Below are 18519 nucleotides of genomic sequence, written 5' to 3' on the forward strand. Positions count from 1 at the left end.
CACCTCTTCTATATTTTCGAATTGGAAAGGCTAGTCAGCTTTCATACGATTAAACATCACAGCCAGGTGGGCATATAACGATGTGTTTTGAACTACCACGTTATCGTCAACTTTAATGCGAACGGGAGTAAAGTTCCATAAAGCTTTTATACCTACTTCGACCAATTTATTTGCCACATCCTGCGCTTTATCCACCGGAACCGTTAGTATACCAATTTTTGCGGTTTCTTCATGCATGTTAGCTAACTCTTCAAAGTGATAGATGGGCACCCCTTCTATGGTTTTCCCAACCACCTCAGGGTCAACATCAAAGGCAGCAACCACTTTCAGACCAAACTGCTTCAGGCCATGATCATGCAACAATGCTTTTCCCAAACTTCCAACTCCAAACAAATACGCTTCGTCAACCACTGTAAAGCCAAGAAAATTCTCCAGAACCTCTATAAGTGGCTCTACCTCATACCCCACACGGGTTTTACCAACAATACTTGTGTACGATAAATCTTTAGTAACCTGCGTTGGGTCAACCCCCATATCTCTGGCGATAAGTGTGGAGGAGATGTGTTTTAGACCTTCTTTTTGTGCTAGCTTGAGATAAGCCAAATAACAAGGCATACGTCGCAAAGCTGGCTCTGGTACCAGGTTATTTTTTTTACGATTTGTTAGCGGCATGGTGATTTTTGATCAATTTAACAATCATACAAAATTAATTAAGTTTTTGAATGTTAAGCTATTCATTAATTAAAAATGATACAATATCTTACTTTCAATCTCAATTAACAGTGTGGTAAAATATAAAAATCAATTCAAACACCATTTTAAGATGCCATCTTTTTTAAATCTTTTTCAAGTAGCCCATCCCGATTTTTACTATTAATCATATGATAATCAAAATAATAAAACACTGAACTATCGGCACCAATTAATATTTTATAGCAGCGGGCCTTATATTTGGTTCCTTCTGGACCTACTTTATGCATAAACACAACCGTATCGTCTTTTCGTCCGATGGCATCTTCGACTTCCTCCTGAGTCACAATTTGCACCTTATAAGGATAAGTCTTTTTTAATTTAGCCAGGGTGTTAATTTCTGGTGTTAAATCCTCCTTTACCAGGTACAAGGTTTTATCCTCCAGACTCTTAACATTCTTATTGTAATACTTAAATGCATTGGCTTTAATGAGTTCGGGACGCTCTGACATCAGATGCACATGATCCTGAATAAACCGGATAAATGCCTCTAACTTATAGGCATACCTGGTATCATCCACACGCAGGTAGGAAAGCGGTAACGAACACAAATCGGGCAAATCTTTGACCTCAGTATTTGGCTGACCGAGCAACAGGCTTAAGAAATTATAACGTGCTTTAGTTCTATCTGCACTAAAAGTTGCCACAGTTGTTAGTAAAAACGAATAGGACGGGTTATGTTTTTTAGCTTCAAACTCCTTATTGGTAATAAACTCAAAATCGGTAAGTGTCCACACAGACTCCATCACCTCTTTAATTTTAAAATTAAAATCACTCATAGGGTTAGCATCCATCACCACCAGTGTTTTTGTTTTTAACAAAGCCTGATAGTCATGTGCCGCTGGCAAATGTTCTTTTGCAAAAGCCAGGTGCACCAGTAATAGGCAGCAAACAGTCATCAATATCGTTTTCATCATATCATTTTTTGTATTCTTACGCTTTTAAACCTACAAACGGTTACATCAAATTGCATATATTTGTTCTATAAAGCTAAAACTAAAAGAATGCGCACACAGGTAAGCTGTTCATTTGTTACGACTTACACCTTACCTTGAAATTCAAGCTCTTAAAACATAAATACCATCAGCGAATAGATAAGCTATTGCAGGAGCCAGAAGGGTTTAGCTGAGCTTAAAGCGCGTTTTTTTACAGGTGGTCAAATAAAAGGTTTTGACCAGGCGAAAGGTGCTTTTGTTTAATTTGAAATTAAAAAAATACTCATAGATGAAATTATTAAACACATTTCTCACTTTGTTTAAAATTGACAATAGGGATAAAGTTGATGATGAAGGCCAAAACTCACTTTTAATCAATAACCTCATTAATTTTTTTCTTTTTTGCATTGTCTTTACCGAGGGGATAATCAGTCTGCGAAATGAGAATAATTTTTTCGCATTTCCTCTTCTGTCCTTAAGCCTGGTATTTGCCTTCCACTTTGTGTATTTAACGCGGAATTCCATGGCTAAAGGCATGCAACATTCTCTTTTCTTCTTCTCCAGCGTTACCTTTTTGTATTTTGTAACTTTTGGCAGCAGCACAGGCATTGACATCATTTGGTCCGCTCTGTTTCCCCCTTTTATCATTTCACTGATCGGAATGAAAAGAGGTACAATGCTATCGTTTATTTATCTGCTCATTATAGCAGTTGTTGTTTTGCTGATTAATGAATATGAGTTAATCCCGTTCGCCAGGAAGTATACCTTAACGGAGAAAGTCGTATTTCTGACCTTTTATCTGGTATTTTTTATCACCACCTATGCCATCCACTTTACCTATACCGAAATAATTTTACGCAAGGAGCGTCGCGTGCTGGACTCACAAAATTTCACAAGAACGCAGGAAGAATTAATTTCAAAACTATCGCACCAAATTAGAACACCTTTAAGCAATATTACCGGCATTATTGATATACTGGAAAAAACTTCACTGAGTGACGATCAGCGCGACTACATCAATACCATCCATGCTTCATCAAACAACCTGGTAAACGTTGTTAACAATATGGTAGCCGCCTCCACCACCAACTTCAACCAAATACCGGAAGAAGAAGTTAGCTTTAACCTTTATTCAACCATAAACAATACCATCAAGCTTTTTCAGGACGATCAGGGGAAAAAGAAATTTAGCTTATCACTGTCGGCCGATATACCAAACAACTTAATTGGCAACAGCATCAAAATTAAGCAGGTATTCCTTAACCTTTTAAATAGCCTGCTGAAATACAATAAGGCGGAACTAAAAACCATTACTATTGAGGTGACCCGAAAAGAATTGCTACCTGATAAAATTGTTCTGACATTTAGAATACTCAGCAACACAGTGGTGCCTATTCCTAAATCGGAACTGGGAGAAAATGCTTCGATACACACTTCAGAGGTAATTCACCTAAACCGTTCAAGATACATCAACCTGCTTGACCTGGGCATTACGCAGAAAATTATTGAAATGGATGGCAACACCATTGAAATAATGCCCGATTCTGTTGGAACAACCATTGAGTTTACTGCATCATTTAAGGAAAATAAGAAGAGTCATTCAGTTGAAAGCATAAAACCTCCAACCAAGCAGTCTGAGAGCTATTTTAAGCCCATAGTTGACATCAGAGATGCAAACATCCTGCTGGTAGAAGATAACTTTAGCAACCAGCAGATAATTATTCTATACATTAAAGATGAAGTGAAAAAGATTGAGGTGGCCTTTAATGGGAAAGAAGCGCTTGACAAGTTTGGCAAAGTAAAATACGATTTAATCCTCATGGATGTGCAAATGCCCATTATGGATGGGTTTAAGGCCACCGAAAAAATCAGGCAGATTGAAAAGAGTACCGGCACGCATACGCCAATCATAGCTGTTACCGCCAACGCATTTCCGGAGGACAAAGAAAAATGCCTGGCCTCTGGCATGGACGATTATATCAGCAAACCTTTTCAGCCAGAAGATTTGATTCGAAAAATAAAGAAACACTTAAGCTGATTAATAAAAGTGCCAACGTTTACATTCTGATGGTCTGCACCGGCCATCAGAACAAAATGTTATATTTTCCGACACATCCTTTAGCATTTATTACTTTTTTTCGGCTTTGGGTTAAAAAAAGTCAACCCGCTGTTAATTACTGTTAAAGCGGCTTGCATTTAACGTGAACCCTTGTATGTTTGTACGTTAAGTAATCTAACCAAACAAAATTGAATAAGATGGAAATGAAGAAGGAAACGGATATAACTCTAAAACTAAAACGCAAAATATTAATTTACTCAATTATTGAAGTGGCACTGATTATTACACTGCTGGGCTTTATTATGTTTCTCATAATTGTTCTGATGAGCTAAGCTTTATAAAACCAATGTAAGCACTTTATCGGCCAGAATTTTTCCACCCATTTTTGTTATTAGCCTCCATTGGCCAGCCTTATCAGCATAAGGTTCCCACACAGTATCACCGAGAAAAAACTCATAATCATTTGAGTTGACATAGTACTCGCCTTCAAATGCAGGTTCAATTTCCCCTTTATCGTTTTTAAAAGGCGGATGTTCGATCCTGTACTCAACAACCTGTCCCTTAGCTCCTTTAATTTTTAAAACATATCCGAATTCGACATCAGGCTTAATCTGAATGATATCGGTAATATTCTGCAGTTTTGGCAAGTCTTTTGAGCCCCTTTCCCAATTACTATACTCGCCATAACTATACAGTTCCCAGCTTATTTTTTTCTTTGCCATGTCACTCCCTGCACTACTAATTTTCAAGCGAATACCTAATCTGGTCAAGCATCAAAGGAATATCTCCGGAGTCAATCCCATGCTTTTTTAGATAAGGAATATCGGCATTAAAGGTTTCGAGAAATTGGTTAAACGAATGCCCCGCGAGCTGAATACTCTTTTGGTAATAAGATAATGCCTCTTTCCGTTTTTTACGACACCAAAGCGTGTGCCCCAGATTAATCAGGTCGTGTTTATTTTTTTCCGCCACAATCAGTTGATGATAGTATTTTTCGGCCTGTTCAAATTTCCCCTCAACAAATGAACACCAGGCAATAGGCCTCCACACCTTGTTGTTTCCCGGATCGAGGTATTCTACCTTAAAATAGTACTTCAGAGCTTCTTTAAAATCTTCCATTTCTAACAAGCAATGCCCAATAGAGACTTGCGTATGCAGGTTATCCGGCCCCAGTTTCTCTGCCTCCTTGTAATACTCAAGTGCTTTTTGAGGGTTTTTAAGGTGACGGTAGCACAGGGCAATCTTCTTTTTATTCCAGAGACTTTCTGCGCCGGTAAGCTCGGCCTGCAGGTAATAATGTAAGGCTTTCTCGTAATTATTTAGCTGCTGATGGCAGTAGGCTACTTTTTGAGTGATGTCATTAACACCAGTTTGCTTTTCATTCACTTTAATAAAAATCTCGAGAGCATCCTCAAAATAGTTCTTTTTAAAGAAGTATTCGCCAATCTCTCTCAAAGAGTTAGCATCATCCATCAATTGCCTGAAGAACCAACGGTTATGGAAATCCATCTTTTGATCAAAAATATCTGCAAACTGGTGTTTTTGCGGATGCACTTTTAGCAGGCGGTATAAATCCTGAATAAACTGATTACTCGCCACCAATTTCTTTTGATTAGCCTGCAACAGCTTTTCATCCTTCTCAATATCCACCATCTGTTCTATCTCAGCCGAAAACATTTGTGCCATCATTTCCTTTTGCATACCCGGCATGTGCGGAATACTCAATATCAAAGAGTACTTATCTGAATTGCATAAAAAGCGCGATGTGGCGAGTCCGCTGAGTAAGGTTTCATTGGCAAACACAGCATCCTCCTTATACAAGGCATTTTGCACATCGGGCTGAGTTGGATAGAAAGGGAGCAACCAATTGGCTATTTCATTAAAAAATGAGAAATGTTTAAGGTGCTTAAACGTGGTCAGAAACACATCGGCACCTTCCATTTGCCATTGTGTCAGCTCCTCCATTTTATTTAATAAATTAGGCGAGTCTTTAAATACATCCTCCCAATCGGGATTTTTTCCTTCTGCCAGATTATCACTAATCAGATTATCTAAATCCAGCTTATCATTCAGCTTTGGATGCAGCTTTACGACTTCGGGTATAATTTCATCATTCAGCTTTTGCGAAATCCGCTCCGTTTCCCTGGTTCGGATGAGCTGGATGGCAATACTCTGAATAAGGGCCTGATGATTCCCCTCCTCAATCATCATGAATAACTGAGTATACAACTCGGGATACAATGGCAGACGCGCATCGTATTGATTCAGCGCCAGTAAAAGTGACGTTAAAGCACGTGCATTAACCTCATCTTCAGGATGATTACTCAACTCTATCAGCAACTGAATGTAGTCGTAGGAAAATCCATTCATCAACGATAGATTGACAGCCCCAACGAGCATCGCCTTATAATGTAACGGAATTGAACTTTCGAACAGCAGCCCTTTGAGCATACTTTTATTGTTTCGTCCTATTGCCGATGATGACCAAACAAGGTTGAAGAGCTTATCGATCAGCTGCCGAAACTCCTGCTTATTCTCCGCCGCTGCATCCACAACTTTTTGCAATTCAATGGTACTCCACTCAGCAGTAATATCATTTATTACTTTCTGAAAACTGTTCTCATTGTTTTGCTTTCGGTATTCATAAATCAGATCATTGGAATATTTACTCAACAAAAGCTCGCTCACCTTATCGGCCAACTGGTAAACATCGCGCACTAAATGGTTGTAAATCTTTTGGCGCTCCGGGTCGGAAATCCCCTCAACGGTATATTTAAGAATGTTTTTATAGGTAAACTCAATGTTATAATGATCGTCAATTAGAGTACTGTTTTGGGACTCGATCACCATCAGGCGGATCATATCCAAACAGTCTTTAATATTTTTCCGAGCCAGAAGCTCACAGATGGTATTATGCTTTGCTTTTATTTCTTTTGCATTCATCATAACTTGACTATTTAGTCGATTCTAATTTCAAAATTACATCAAAACCTGATGATTTGGAAGTTCCTCCCTGCAAACGAATAAACAATAGCTTATTTACTTCGTACTCCAGAGTAATGGTTTCGGGGGTTATTTCATCATCTTCTGTTTCGCCAAAACCTCGCTGATAAATCACAAACAAATCATTGGTTATATACTTGCCTACTACAAATGCGGCACTGGTCCAGTTTTCTGTCGCATTCACCTCAATCATATCCAATTTAAAACGTTGACCAATGGTGGAGTTTAAAGAAGACGTCACCATGTTGGCTAACATATTCGTTCCCACCGACCCAACAATGCCATTTTGCCCGGCATAGCTAAGCTCATCCAATGTTTTACCAAACACCATGATAGAAACAGCATCGGATTGAGAAATTGAACTATCATCTAAAGTAAAACTGATATTTGGTTCTGACAAGCGTTCGGTAACTGATAATTTTAAAGAGTGTTTTTTCCGGTCGCTACCCCTAAACACATATTCTGCAATAATATTAAGGCGGGGATCTGTTTTTTCGCCTCCCATAAAGGTAATAACTCCTTCCTCAATATTAAATTTTCGCCCGTAAAGAATATAGTTGCCACGAATAATTTCCACATCTCCAAAAAGCTCAAAATAGTCGCCATTTTTGGCAATATCAAAATCACCGCCAATTTCGAGATTCATATTATCCCCTTTAATCCAGGTACTTCGTGGAATTTCTATGGTCAATCGCCCTTTTAGTTTTTTCAATAATAGCGGTACTTTATCGGTGTCGATGGGATCTGTTTTTTCAATGGTTGTATCCGATTTTTCGGTGGCTAGAACCAATAATGGAGCGTCCAGTTCATCCACCTTCTTCTGCTCACCATCCATAAGGCCCGGAATATAAAACGACGAACGATTTACCAGCACCTCTCCACCAAACTGCGGATAGCCGGCTGAATCTGTTTTATAGTAAGGGTTACCACTAATGTTAATATCGTAATTCCGGTGATTCACCAGGTGAAAATTATTGATACTTGTTATCACATTTGCAGCGTCTACCCTGCCAGACACGATAGTCGTGTCGAAAAGCAGGTAGCCTTTGCTTGCAAAATACCCCTTATCAGACCCTATGAAAAGGGTATCGATTTTTATTTCTTGCCCATCGAATACTAAAGCAGCTGAAACATTGTTGTAATATAAGCCGGCTTGATGATTAAACACATTACCTTCATGCAATTCCATCTGCCCATAAAACAAAGGCTTACTGAACTGTCCTTTAGCCTCAATACTTCCATTTACTTTTGCGCTTGCCTTCCTATAACTATATTCGGGTATGTCCGGTGTACTCAGCATTAGGGAATCAACTACCAGGGTGGCTTCAAAAGTCTCAGGGTAATCGAGAGCAAAGCTATTGGTAGAATCGAGACGAATTTTTGCAGGCAGGCTCATACGGGCATGCACACTGCTATCCAGCTGAGGCAACCAGGTGCTTACACTGAACGTATCAGCTTTATAGCCCAACTCTCCAGTGACCGTTGGCAAAGCCATATCCCCAAAAACCGGATCCTGAACACGATAAGTACCTTTTAAAAAGAGGTTCTCAGGATTACCCAGCAGAGAAGTATGAATGGACAAAACTCCTTTTACAGAATCTTTTTGATTCAACAACCCATTTAACTGTTGCAGGTTGAAATGCTCAATCCCCAATTCAAAATTGAGCGAATCAGTGAGACCAAGAGTTCCATGTGCCATCATCCTGAATGCACTATCCTGCTCATCTCTTATGGAGAAATTATCGATGGACAAGGTTTTACCATAAAAATGCCCTTGCTGAATGGTATCGGTTAACTGATAATTAGCAAAGGGAGAAGCTAAAGCAGCTGATGATAAACAAACGTGAATGGTATCTCCCAGCATCAGCTCCGATTCGATGGCACCGTCGAGCAAATTGGCTTTGCTAAAGCTTACAGACGACCACAAACGTCGATTGAGAAAATTGAAATCACAACTCACTGAATCCAGCAAAGGCGATTCGCCAACTATGTTTGTCACAAATAAATGTCCCGCTGCGGCAAGCGAGTCGTTTTGGCTGTAAGCGCCTTCAAAAACACCTTTTATTGTATCCACTGCGACTGACTGGTATAAAACATCATCAAAGTGCAATAGGCCTGAGTAGTTAAACGCTTCGGGCGAACCATTGAGAGAAACCTTTGCAAATCCGTTGGTGAAATCGAAAGGTGGCAGTCCATATTTATCCAAGGCAGATAAGTCAGTAGTGCTCAATGCCGCGTCAACTGAGAACGCCTGGGTGGCAAGAGCATAACGACCGGTTGCAAACACCTTGTTGTATTTATCAACTAACAAGCAGGTATCAACCTGTAAAATAGAATCTATAAGCGTTGAAATGAGCCGAAGGGAGTCAATCTCATAATCAAAGAGACGACTTTTTGTCAGTGATGCTTGGGCACTTATTTTCGGATGCGCATTAAGAATATTGGTTCCGGACATTACTAGATTTCCGTTTAGAACCGTATTTTTTAAACTCGGATTAATCGCTCCCAGCAGCAGGCTTTTGGTGTCAAAGCTTGCTTCATAAAGAGGCTCATTGAATAAGTCTCTCACCCTAAGATGCCCTTCACTCCGGCTTCCCAGGAAGGTAATCAACACATCAGCAGCACCATTATTATTGAGCTGAGTAGCCACCACCTCTAAAGTGTCGAATACAATGTTGTTATATGCTGATTTATTGAGTTTGGCTTTAATTCTTGCCCCTATCTCTGGATTAAACACATCGTCTCCCATGGCCTCAAGAGCCCCATTAATAGTTACTCCCGTGCTATCAATCACTAACCAGTCTTCTGGCACAACCTCTTTTGAGACCACCCCCAGCTGATAACGCAAACCACTTTTCCGCGCTAAAATTAACCTTACAGAATCGCTGATAAGACCATTCACTTCGAAACCGTTCCTACGGTCGTTAAGGAGCTCAAGGTATCCGCTTAATTCTCCACCAGCCGCCACCACCTGAAGTGATAATTCTGGAATGGTACGAACGGGTAATTTGGGCAGAAATGCCTGCATCTCCTCCCGGCTAATCGGACTACCAATAATGTTGACACTAAAACTGTCAATTGTAACAAATTGTCCCTTTGCATGTATTAGCGATTTAGCCGAACGCAAAAATAGACTATCTAACTGCAGGCTACTACCCTCTTTATTAAAGCGAATATGTCCTTGCTTAATAGATAATGAAGGATTGTGTGTGTCCAGCGCCGCCTCCTCAATGACCAATCCCAAATCGTTCTCGGCCAATGAAGCACTAACAAGGAGTTCAATGTTGTTGAATAAAACGGATGGGCTGCCATATTCTGGCTGATAGCTTCCTTGTCCATCCACCAGTTTTGCTGCTGCAACATTAATTTTCCATGAAAAACCTGAGGACTTTTCTGTTGCAGAAGCCCCAAGTTTATTAAAGACATAGGCAAGTTGCAGGGTGGCACTATCTTTATAAAAACTTTTAACCTCTGGTGAATAAATAATTAATGAATCGATGGTTAGCTTCTTTTTTCGTAGCTGGCGCAGATCATACTTCAAATGCACTGAATCAATGGCTATCAATACCGAATCATTTTCAGTAAGTGCAACATCATATAACTTTAAGCTATTAAAAAAGTTACCGTCAATTCGCCCCAGCTCAAGGTCCCCATTAATCATGGCACTGGTTACGCTCACCACCTTTTTTCGCACCAGCTCTTTAAACAGGTTAGTTTGCATAAGCACCAAGAGGCTCAGGGCTACCAGAAGAATAGCAGCAATGAGTACAAGGGTGTATTTTATAAGCTTTTTAGCCATTTTAGAAGGGGTTTCCAATATTAAAATGTACCTGCCAGGTATTTTCCTGCTCAAATACCGGCCGCGCAAAATCGAGCCCTACGGGCCCTATAGGCGTTTTAAATCTTACACTAAAGCCTGCGGCATAATGTAAATCGTTCAAGCGATAATCGAAAGAGCTCTTCCACACATTACCGGCATCGGAAAACACGGCCAGTACAATTTTGGGGGTTAGCAGATAACGAGCCTCCACACTGCCTTCCAACAAACTATTGCCTCCAAGAGGCTGTCCGCTAGCATCTTTAGGCCCCAATTGTGCACGTCCCCAACCTCTGACGGAATAACTACCTCCTGCATAAAAACGCTCTTCAAGCGGCACTAAATCATCACTCTGCGACATAAAGGCCAAGCCCATTTTTACTTTATAAGCGAATGTTAGCCCTTGTTTTAGCCCTAAGTAATTTTTAAACTCTACCAGGCTTCGATAAAACGGTATTGACTCTTCAATGAGTGTTCCATTGCGCTTAATATTAATCGCCAGCGAATACCCCGTAACAGGATCCAGGCGGGGCATTCCATTGGAAAAAACAAAACCAACTGCCACCCCCGACTTACTATAATTACTTGACTCACTGTCACCCCCCAACGCCATTTTTTGTGGAGAAACCAAGGTGGAGTCCGAACTCACATCCTCATAATAAAAGTTAATGGATGAATTAAAGCGCTCGGTGAAATGCTGTAAAAAAGTAAAATTAACCCCTTGCCTGACGGCTGTATAAGCCGGCTCATCCTGCTTCCTTAGAAACGGATTCACACTAAATGAGTTAAAGGGAAACACCACGGCTGGCTGAGTAAAATTTAACTGAAAATTATAGGGCTCGAGTGCCGAATGCTTAGCAAGCACGTTGACGCGACCTGTTTTGGTAATGATACTCATGTATTGTGCTTCGCCAAATACTCTGAATTTATCCTCCCGACCATAACCAACACCGAAACGAGAGGTTAAACGCGGGGCCTCTTTTAATACCACCAACGTTGATAAAGTGTCGGGTTTATCATCACTCATCAGAGATTTAATCGATGCGACTCTAAACATTCCCAGGTTATAGATTTGCTTTTGAGATTCGTCGATGGCAAATTTCGACCATGCATCCCCCGCTTTGAAGCGCAACTGCTTCATTACTTTTTTTGTCGGCACTCGCTCGTTACCTTGCACCTCTATTTCACCAAAATAAGTTGGCTTATCTTTTATGATTAACCACGTGAGAAATGCTTTATTACTTAAGGTATCTACATGCAACTTATAGTTAACCTGTGCATACGCATACCCCAGATTATTAACCTCTTCATTAATAAAACTCTTGTCGGCATAAAACCACTCATCGCGGAAGCGCTTATTAATTTTCAAGTGCGATTGCAATCGTACTTTTCGTTGCAATTTTTTATCAAAAAAATGTTGATAGCCTTCAATCGAATCTACCTGATAATTGACTTCTTCAAGCTTAACGGGTGGGCCTTCGTCTATATGGAAAGTTAATTTAAGCCGGTTACTGGCGGTAACTTTAAGGGTAGGTTTACCAAAGGTTACATTGAGAAATCCCTCCTTTTGATAGATACTCCTAAGCCTTTCGAGATTTTCTTCGTAAACGGGCATGGTAAACCTGTCGGCCTCTTTACCAAAGTAACGCTCACCCAGTTTCCCAGCTGATTTAATGGTCAATTCTTCCTCCAGTTTGGAGGAACTGATTGTAGAATTGCCCTTGAAAGTCACCTTCCGGATTTTGAGCAGCTCCTGTGCTACAGCACCGGGCAGTACAAAGCAAATAAGTATGATTAGTGTTAGCGTTCTCAACTAATAGAGATAGTTAAAAGCATTTAAAATAACAATCAAGCGGTGCCTGTGAATACTCACAAGCCTATCTTACCCTTTATCACTGTACTGCCCACTCCACCTCAGGAGCACCATCTCAAAACATCATGTCGTAAGGCCTTTTAATGGCCTCTCTGAGCTGTCCTATAGATACATTTCTCGCAAAGCGATAATACTCTTTACCTTCAAAAAAAATCAGAATTGTAGGCACTGTAAACACCTGATGACTGGCCGCCACTGCTGGTTCTTGTTCAATATTTATGTATTGCAGCCCCATTGATGGAAACTCCTCACTTAAAAGCTGTTGTATTTTTGGCAACAGCACTTTACAAACATTACAGTTCTGATGAGAGAAATATTTTAATGTCGCCATTTCCATTGTTTTACCTCCTCTTTTCGATTAAAACGGTCGCATAAGCTGCTATACCTTCCTGCGTACCAACAAAACCTAATTTTTCGGTAGTGGTTGCCTTTATTGCCACATCACCTACTTCCACTGCCAGTACTTTAGCTAAAACCTGCTGCATTTGGGGTATTAAGTGCTTAAGTTTTGGTTGCTCCAATGCAATGGTTGAATCAATATTTCCAAGCTCATACCCTTCATTACGCAACAGCTGCATGGTCTTATCCAATAAAATTTTGCTATCAACACCCTTTAGTGCGGGGTCGGTATCGGGAAAATGAAACCCAATATCGCGCCTATTAGCAGCCCCCAAAAGTGCATCGCATATGGCATGTATCAGCACATCCCCATCTGAATGTCCGATACTTCCTTTATGATGTTCGACCTTGATACCGCCAATCCATAACTCCTCTCCTTCACCTAACTTGTGAACGTCGTAACCAAAACCAACTCTTATCTTCATATATCTTATTAAATAAAAAGACCTTAAGGAAAACTCCTTAAGGTCTTTTCAAATATAATGAATAAAGTTGTTATAGCATATCGCTTAAATCAAATGATAATGAAAATCGCATGGTATTGGCCAAAGGATTATTCTGCACCATCGGTATGATATAAGAAGCATCCAAAGTGAAGATATTAAACTTCAATCCAAAACCAGCCGATGCAAACTTTCTGTTACCCTGGTTTTCATGCTCATGAAAATAACCAGCTCTAATAGCAAACTGCTTATTGTACCAGTATTCGGCACCCAAGGAAAAAGAAATTTCTTGCAACTCTTGCTCAAAGCCACCTGGCGCATCGTTAAACGAACCAAAAATAGCCGCGGGAACCGATTTATCATCATTGGGATCCTTCCAATCATCACCAGCATCATCAGGCTTAATTTGATTTGAGGGTACCAGCAACTTATTAAGGTCTAAAGCAAAAGCAATAGAATTATATTTATCCAGCTCCATAGCATACCCAACTCCCAATTTCAGATTTGTTGGAATGAACTCTTTACTGACGCCATCATAACTAATTTTTGAGCCGATATTTGAAATATTGATACCCGCACTGAACTCCGCATCGTTGCGATTCACCCGCATTGGCTGCTTAAAATAAAAGCCCAGGTCAGCCGCAAAAGCATTGCCGGCCTTTAAGTCGCCCGATTCGGAATAGCCATTGGTTAAATCGGAGCGAATATATCGGAATGCCACAGCACCGGAAAACTTATCCGATAAAACCCTTGAGTAGGCGGCATCAATAGCAAACTCATTGGGCTTACCACTGTATTGAAATTTGCCACTGTTATCGGTGAAATCGATAGAACCCATCGAAAAATACCTTAAAGAGGCACTTACTGCTTGCATCTTATCAAGGCGGTAGTAAAAAGTAGCTGTTGACATGTTAATATCATCCACCAGTTTCCTTAACCAGGGTGTAAATGAGACAGACACGCCCATTTGCTCCTTCATAAAAGCATATTTAGCCGGGTTGAGAAACTGGGAATTCAAATCGGGTGAGGTGGCCACTCCCGCATCAGCCATACCTGCAGCTCTGGAATCTGGATTAATAGTTAGAAATGGTGCTGCTGTTGTTATGGAATTATTCCGATCTGATTGTGCACTGAGTGTGCCCCAATTCAAAAATAAAGCAAAAGCAACAAGGCTCACTTTAACGACTATTTGTTTCATATAATAATTCATAATTATTTACTTCCCCCAAATACACTGCCTTATCTCTCGCGAAAGGCAGACACTTAAAGAACTATAAAATTGAGCTTTTATTATTTAACCACCAGAATTTTTTTAGAGAATTTCCCCGTTTTATTGTCCGACGAACTTATTTCACACTGCAGAATATAAAGCCCTCTGCTTAAAAAACCGGGCTGCCACTCAATGGGTTTAACCGAGATGGCCTCTGCAGGCTGCTTAGTTTCATAACGTTCTATTAAACGTCCTCCAATACTATAAATGCTGCAAACAACATCTAGTAACATATTGGGAGCATCGTGATTAAACCTTACATATAAAGTACCTCCCTCTGGTAATGGATTAGGGTAAACAGAAACATTGTCGAGATGAAGGGTTCCTCCTTGTTGCACTTCAAAATTGAGGCTTGCTAAAGAGGAGTTATTTACATTGTCCCAGGCTCTCAGCTCAAGCGAATGCAATCCCTCTTCGAGAGGCGGCAGCTGATAAGATAAACCTCCACTTGTAAAGCTATTTTTATCTGTTGCGTAGTAATTATTCAAATTAATTGGCAAGCTTTTATTACCATCAAGCACAAGCGTTATATCGTGACCGATGCCAACACCACTCGTGTTGATACCACTGGCATCACTAAAACGTGCAAACAGCAAAGGACGTGTACCAGTAACATCGCCGCTTTGAAAGGAAGGATCGTTCAACCAGAGCTGAATCTCAGGCCCCTGTGAATCATCAGGCGGATTATCCGACACTCCTCCAATTATCACTGTATTATCGGCTCCAAAGGCTTCAGTGCCGTTTTCGTCAAAGGAGTAATAACTGATACGCCCTTTTCCAATATTATATCGAATATCCTTTGGTATGATAAAAGATGATTGAAAAACAGCCCCCTCTGCATCAATCCTGCCGTTATAAATCCGGTTCTGGTAGACTTGATACTCAAATGGCACATTTCCTTTATTACCTAATGTTTTAACTTTAATCGGCTTATCAAACACTTGCATGGTCACAAGGGACTTTGCATCGGGCGAGTGGGTATGCTCCCCAGTAATGGTTGCCATTGTTAATGCCTTTAGCGTATCCCGTTCTTGCGGCTTTACTTTGCCATTAATGCTTTGTGTTTGTATTTCCCTGTCCGGGTATACCAGCTGCAAAGCCGGATCTCCCAAAAGAGTGAAATTAAGACGATTTGTAGAACCTACCAACTCGTTCTTAGTCTTCATAATCACCTCACCCAAACGCAATTTTGAACCGTTTTCATTCTTCCGGAAAATATGCTTGTAAAAGCTTTCATTTAACCTCATATTGCCGTTTGACCAAGCTATACGGGTAGTTGTAAACAATGCCACACCGCCTCCTAATGGTGATAATACCACCCACTCTCCAGCGGATGTGTTATGATAATCATCATAACGGCTAAACTCACAGGTAGCGGTCATAAAAATTGGCAGACGATCAATATTGGTAAATTGTTTAATCGTTGTAATATCCAAAACATTCTCGTGCGCAAGATTTCGCTCGTTGCCATGGCCCGTATAATTAAATATTAAGCAGCCGCCTTCAATGGCCTCTTTTATTCCTTCATTTACTTCAGGGTATCGGTCGCCCGATGAAGTAGTTACCTGCGGATAGGCATCAAAAAATATCTTTTTGTGATTAAAGGCCGGATAATTGGTATAAACTTGTTGCGACAACTGTTCGGCCTGAATCATATGTGTATTATCGTCCCCATCATCACCAACAAATGTGATTTCTGTTTTCCACGCTCCAGGCTCACTGCTGTTCAGATAATGGTCTACTCGATCCACCAGTATCTTGGCCTCTTCGGTACTACCTACCGGAAAACGACCAATACCAATGTCAAGCTTATCAAATAGGATATTTTCTCCTTCTCCATTATCGAGGCAACCAAAAAAGTCATCAGATACATATGAGAATTGCACATTGATAGAGTTCTCGGACTGATAGGTTAAAATATAATTCGTATTTGCATCGGTATACGAGCGGTTATCGAAAGAACCATCGCCAAAAAGCAATAAGTATTTAAACTTGCCACTACGTTCGTACAGGTACTTTGCAAAATCTCTGATAGCACTTACATCGGGTGAACCTGATGAAAATTCGTTATAGATCTGATAAGGAAACACCACTTCGCATTGCAAACCGGAATGACGCGCATGTAGCTCTGCTAAACGTTCTGCCTCACTTTCAAACAAAGGGTGAGCAACAATAAGCATATCAGGCACACTCATCCCCTTGATATTTTGATTCGCTACCGTTTCTTCAAACTCTGGCTGAGGTAATGCTGCTGATTTGTCAAACACAACAAATTCCCTTAACTGCTCTGTTTTATAGGTAAACCCATCGCGATCTCCATATTGCTCAATAGCGATCGACTGAGGACTCACATAGTCGGTAATGTCCCATAAAACCATCGAGGCATTTATTCCCCCCAGGTAAAAGCGTGTTGCCGCTAAATCACCAACCAAATCAGCATTTCGAAACATTAGCTGCTCATCAACCTGCAAACTCTCTTTGGCATTTATTAATAAATAATTTAGCCAACCACTGGCAATGGACGACTCTGATTCATACCTCAACTTGACATCAACAATATTATCGCTCACTCTAAAACTTGAGACCCGGCTTCCTGAACTGGCAAAAGCGCCTTCTACCCGACTATAATCAACGACAGAAATACCTATTGATTGAATAACCTGCTCACCGACCGAAACACTAAACTGTGATGACTTATCGGATCGTGCAATCACATCGGTTTTAATTTTTATGTCTTTTGTTTTAACTAAATGCTCAAAGTTAAATGAGTAATTACGTTCCTGCCCGGGATCGTAACGCAAGCCATACCATTCGGCACCAGACTTTAACAAATTCTGATTCTCAAGCTCATAAAACTGATAACTATCGTACTCATCAGTTTCTTGGGTAAAATTATCGGCCACTTCCAGGCTTGGGGAAATGCGCCTGCCTGAGCCATGCTCATCAGTAAGAAAGTAATAGGCTACATCTGTAAAATCATGCATCTGATGCTCAAACAGTTTTGTACTCTCATTATAAGTCCACGCAATTGGCCCTTGAGCGAAGAAGTAGATAGCATTATCTTCATGCAGAACAGCATTTTCAGTAAGATCATTGTAACGAAATTTACTGTTGGATTTAGGCAACATTTGCCCTCCGTTACCAAATACATTTACTTTCGATGGATTACTAAAGCCCCAGGCAGAAAGTTGTGAATAGGAAATTTTATGAATGCCCGTCTGCTGCACCTTTACCTTTACCCACCGGCCATTAGAAAGAATCGAATTAACAGCGGCTCCCGTGGTTTTCAATTGTGAATCCATCACAGTCTCAGGAATAGTAAGCTCATATTGCAAGGACTCAAGGGACAGGTAGGCCTGCTCAACATCATCAAAAATAATCGGAAGAAAGCTAAGTTGAATAAAGTAGTCGCCTCTTTGGCAAACAAGTCTTTTACTAACCAAGTTCAGCTGTTCTTTATCCACCCCTTTGAGGCGATCTACCCAAACGGTATCAGATATTACTGAAGCTTCGAATGAAAGATTTACGTCAATGGAATCGGGATGCACATAAGCCGGTAGAGCAATCTCAACATTCTTAACAGGTAATTGTGTTGGCTCATGCCAGGCATTTGCCTCCTTAAACGAAACAAAATATTGTTCTTGGTCACCCCGAACATCGTCCCATGAAAAGTGTAGTTCACCCGTGTAAACCTGTGCCTTTACAAGAGTAGCACTTAATAAAATCAATACAACCAGAATCTTTCTCATTCGTTCCTATTACTATCAACACCTTTACTTAATCTCTCTATATCTTTAATCTGTATGGAGGCTAACCTATTAAAAAACACACAAAAATAGAGATAACTGCACAAGATTTTTCTATTTTTAACGTTTCCAATAGTGAAAAATTGTATAAAGCACTTCTACTGTTAATTTAAAAAAAGCGATTGAAAAAGAAGTTCGGCTATAACCTTTTTTTATTTTTGCAG

12 protein-coding genes are annotated in these 18519 nt (G+C 40.3%); 2 read left to right on the plus strand and 10 right to left on the minus strand.

What is annotated here, in order from left to right; translation table 11 throughout:
- Positions 1 to 30 precede the first annotated feature (30 nt).
- Together ACSX1H_RS00270 and ACSX1H_RS00275 are read right to left on the minus strand one after the other, a co-directional pair.
- Positions 31 to 672, minus strand: a complete 642-nt coding sequence (locus ACSX1H_RS00270) for a redox-sensing transcriptional repressor Rex (protein ID WP_439181520.1) — start codon at positions 670 to 672, stop codon at positions 31 to 33.
- 146 nt (positions 673 to 818) lie between these two features.
- Complete coding sequence (locus ACSX1H_RS00275; RefSeq protein ID WP_439181521.1) at positions 819 to 1667, minus strand: hypothetical protein; 849 nt, start codon at positions 1665 to 1667, stop codon at positions 819 to 821.
- A 307-nt stretch (positions 1668 to 1974) separates the two neighbouring features.
- Here ACSX1H_RS00275 and ACSX1H_RS00280 point away from each other — a divergent pair, with 307 nt between their 5' ends.
- Positions 1975 to 3723: a response regulator gene (locus tag ACSX1H_RS00280; protein ID WP_439181522.1), complete on the plus strand. Its 1749-nt coding sequence runs from the start codon at positions 1975 to 1977 to the stop codon at positions 3721 to 3723.
- A 218-nt stretch (positions 3724 to 3941) separates the two neighbouring features.
- Positions 3942 to 4076, plus strand: coding sequence for a hypothetical protein (locus ACSX1H_RS00285; protein WP_439181523.1), 135 nt, complete (start codon positions 3942 to 3944; stop codon positions 4074 to 4076).
- A 3-nt stretch (positions 4077 to 4079) separates the two neighbouring features.
- Here the strand turns inward: ACSX1H_RS00285 and ACSX1H_RS00290 are convergent, their stop codons facing one another.
- From ACSX1H_RS00290 to porU, 8 genes are all read right to left on the minus strand, one after another.
- The gene (locus ACSX1H_RS00290) at positions 4080 to 4466 is read right to left on the minus strand and encodes a DUF3859 domain-containing protein (RefSeq protein ID WP_439181524.1); all 387 of its coding nucleotides are present in this window, start codon (positions 4464 to 4466) and stop codon (positions 4080 to 4082) included.
- Positions 4467 to 4482: 16 nt separating this feature from the next.
- Complete coding sequence (locus ACSX1H_RS00295; protein WP_439181525.1) at positions 4483 to 6690, minus strand: tetratricopeptide repeat protein; 2208 nt, start codon at positions 6688 to 6690, stop codon at positions 4483 to 4485.
- A 7-nt stretch (positions 6691 to 6697) separates the two neighbouring features.
- Positions 6698 to 10546, minus strand: coding sequence for a translocation/assembly module TamB domain-containing protein (locus ACSX1H_RS00300; protein ID WP_439181526.1), 3849 nt, complete (start codon positions 10544 to 10546; stop codon positions 6698 to 6700).
- A gap of 1 nt (position 10547) precedes the next feature.
- Positions 10548 to 12377, minus strand: a complete 1830-nt coding sequence (locus tag ACSX1H_RS00305; protein ID WP_439181527.1) for a BamA/OMP85 family outer membrane protein — start codon at positions 12375 to 12377, stop codon at positions 10548 to 10550.
- A 115-nt stretch (positions 12378 to 12492) separates the two neighbouring features.
- Positions 12493 to 12768, minus strand: coding sequence for a thioredoxin family protein (locus tag ACSX1H_RS00310; protein ID WP_439181528.1), 276 nt, complete (start codon positions 12766 to 12768; stop codon positions 12493 to 12495).
- Positions 12769 to 12778: 10 nt separating this feature from the next.
- Positions 12779 to 13261 carry a 2-C-methyl-D-erythritol 2,4-cyclodiphosphate synthase gene (gene ispF / locus ACSX1H_RS00315; RefSeq protein WP_439181529.1) on the minus strand — a complete coding sequence of 161 codons (483 nt, stop codon included), beginning with the start codon at positions 13259 to 13261 and terminating at the stop codon, positions 12779 to 12781.
- A 70-nt stretch (positions 13262 to 13331) separates the two neighbouring features.
- Positions 13332 to 14477 (minus strand): type IX secretion system outer membrane channel protein PorV, encoded by a 1146-nt coding sequence (gene porV / locus ACSX1H_RS00320; protein WP_439181530.1) that lies wholly within the window; start codon positions 14475 to 14477, stop codon positions 13332 to 13334.
- Positions 14478 to 14569: 92 nt separating this feature from the next.
- The gene (gene porU, locus ACSX1H_RS00325) at positions 14570 to 18298 is read right to left on the minus strand and encodes a type IX secretion system sortase PorU (protein ID WP_439181531.1); all 3729 of its coding nucleotides are present in this window, start codon (positions 18296 to 18298) and stop codon (positions 14570 to 14572) included.
- Between the last annotated feature and the right edge of the window lie 221 nt (positions 18299 to 18519).

It is taken from the genome of Carboxylicivirga taeanensis (assembly GCF_051851475.1).
In the GTDB taxonomy this organism is placed as follows: Bacteria; Bacteroidota; Bacteroidia; order Bacteroidales; family Marinilabiliaceae; genus Carboxylicivirga; species Carboxylicivirga taeanensis.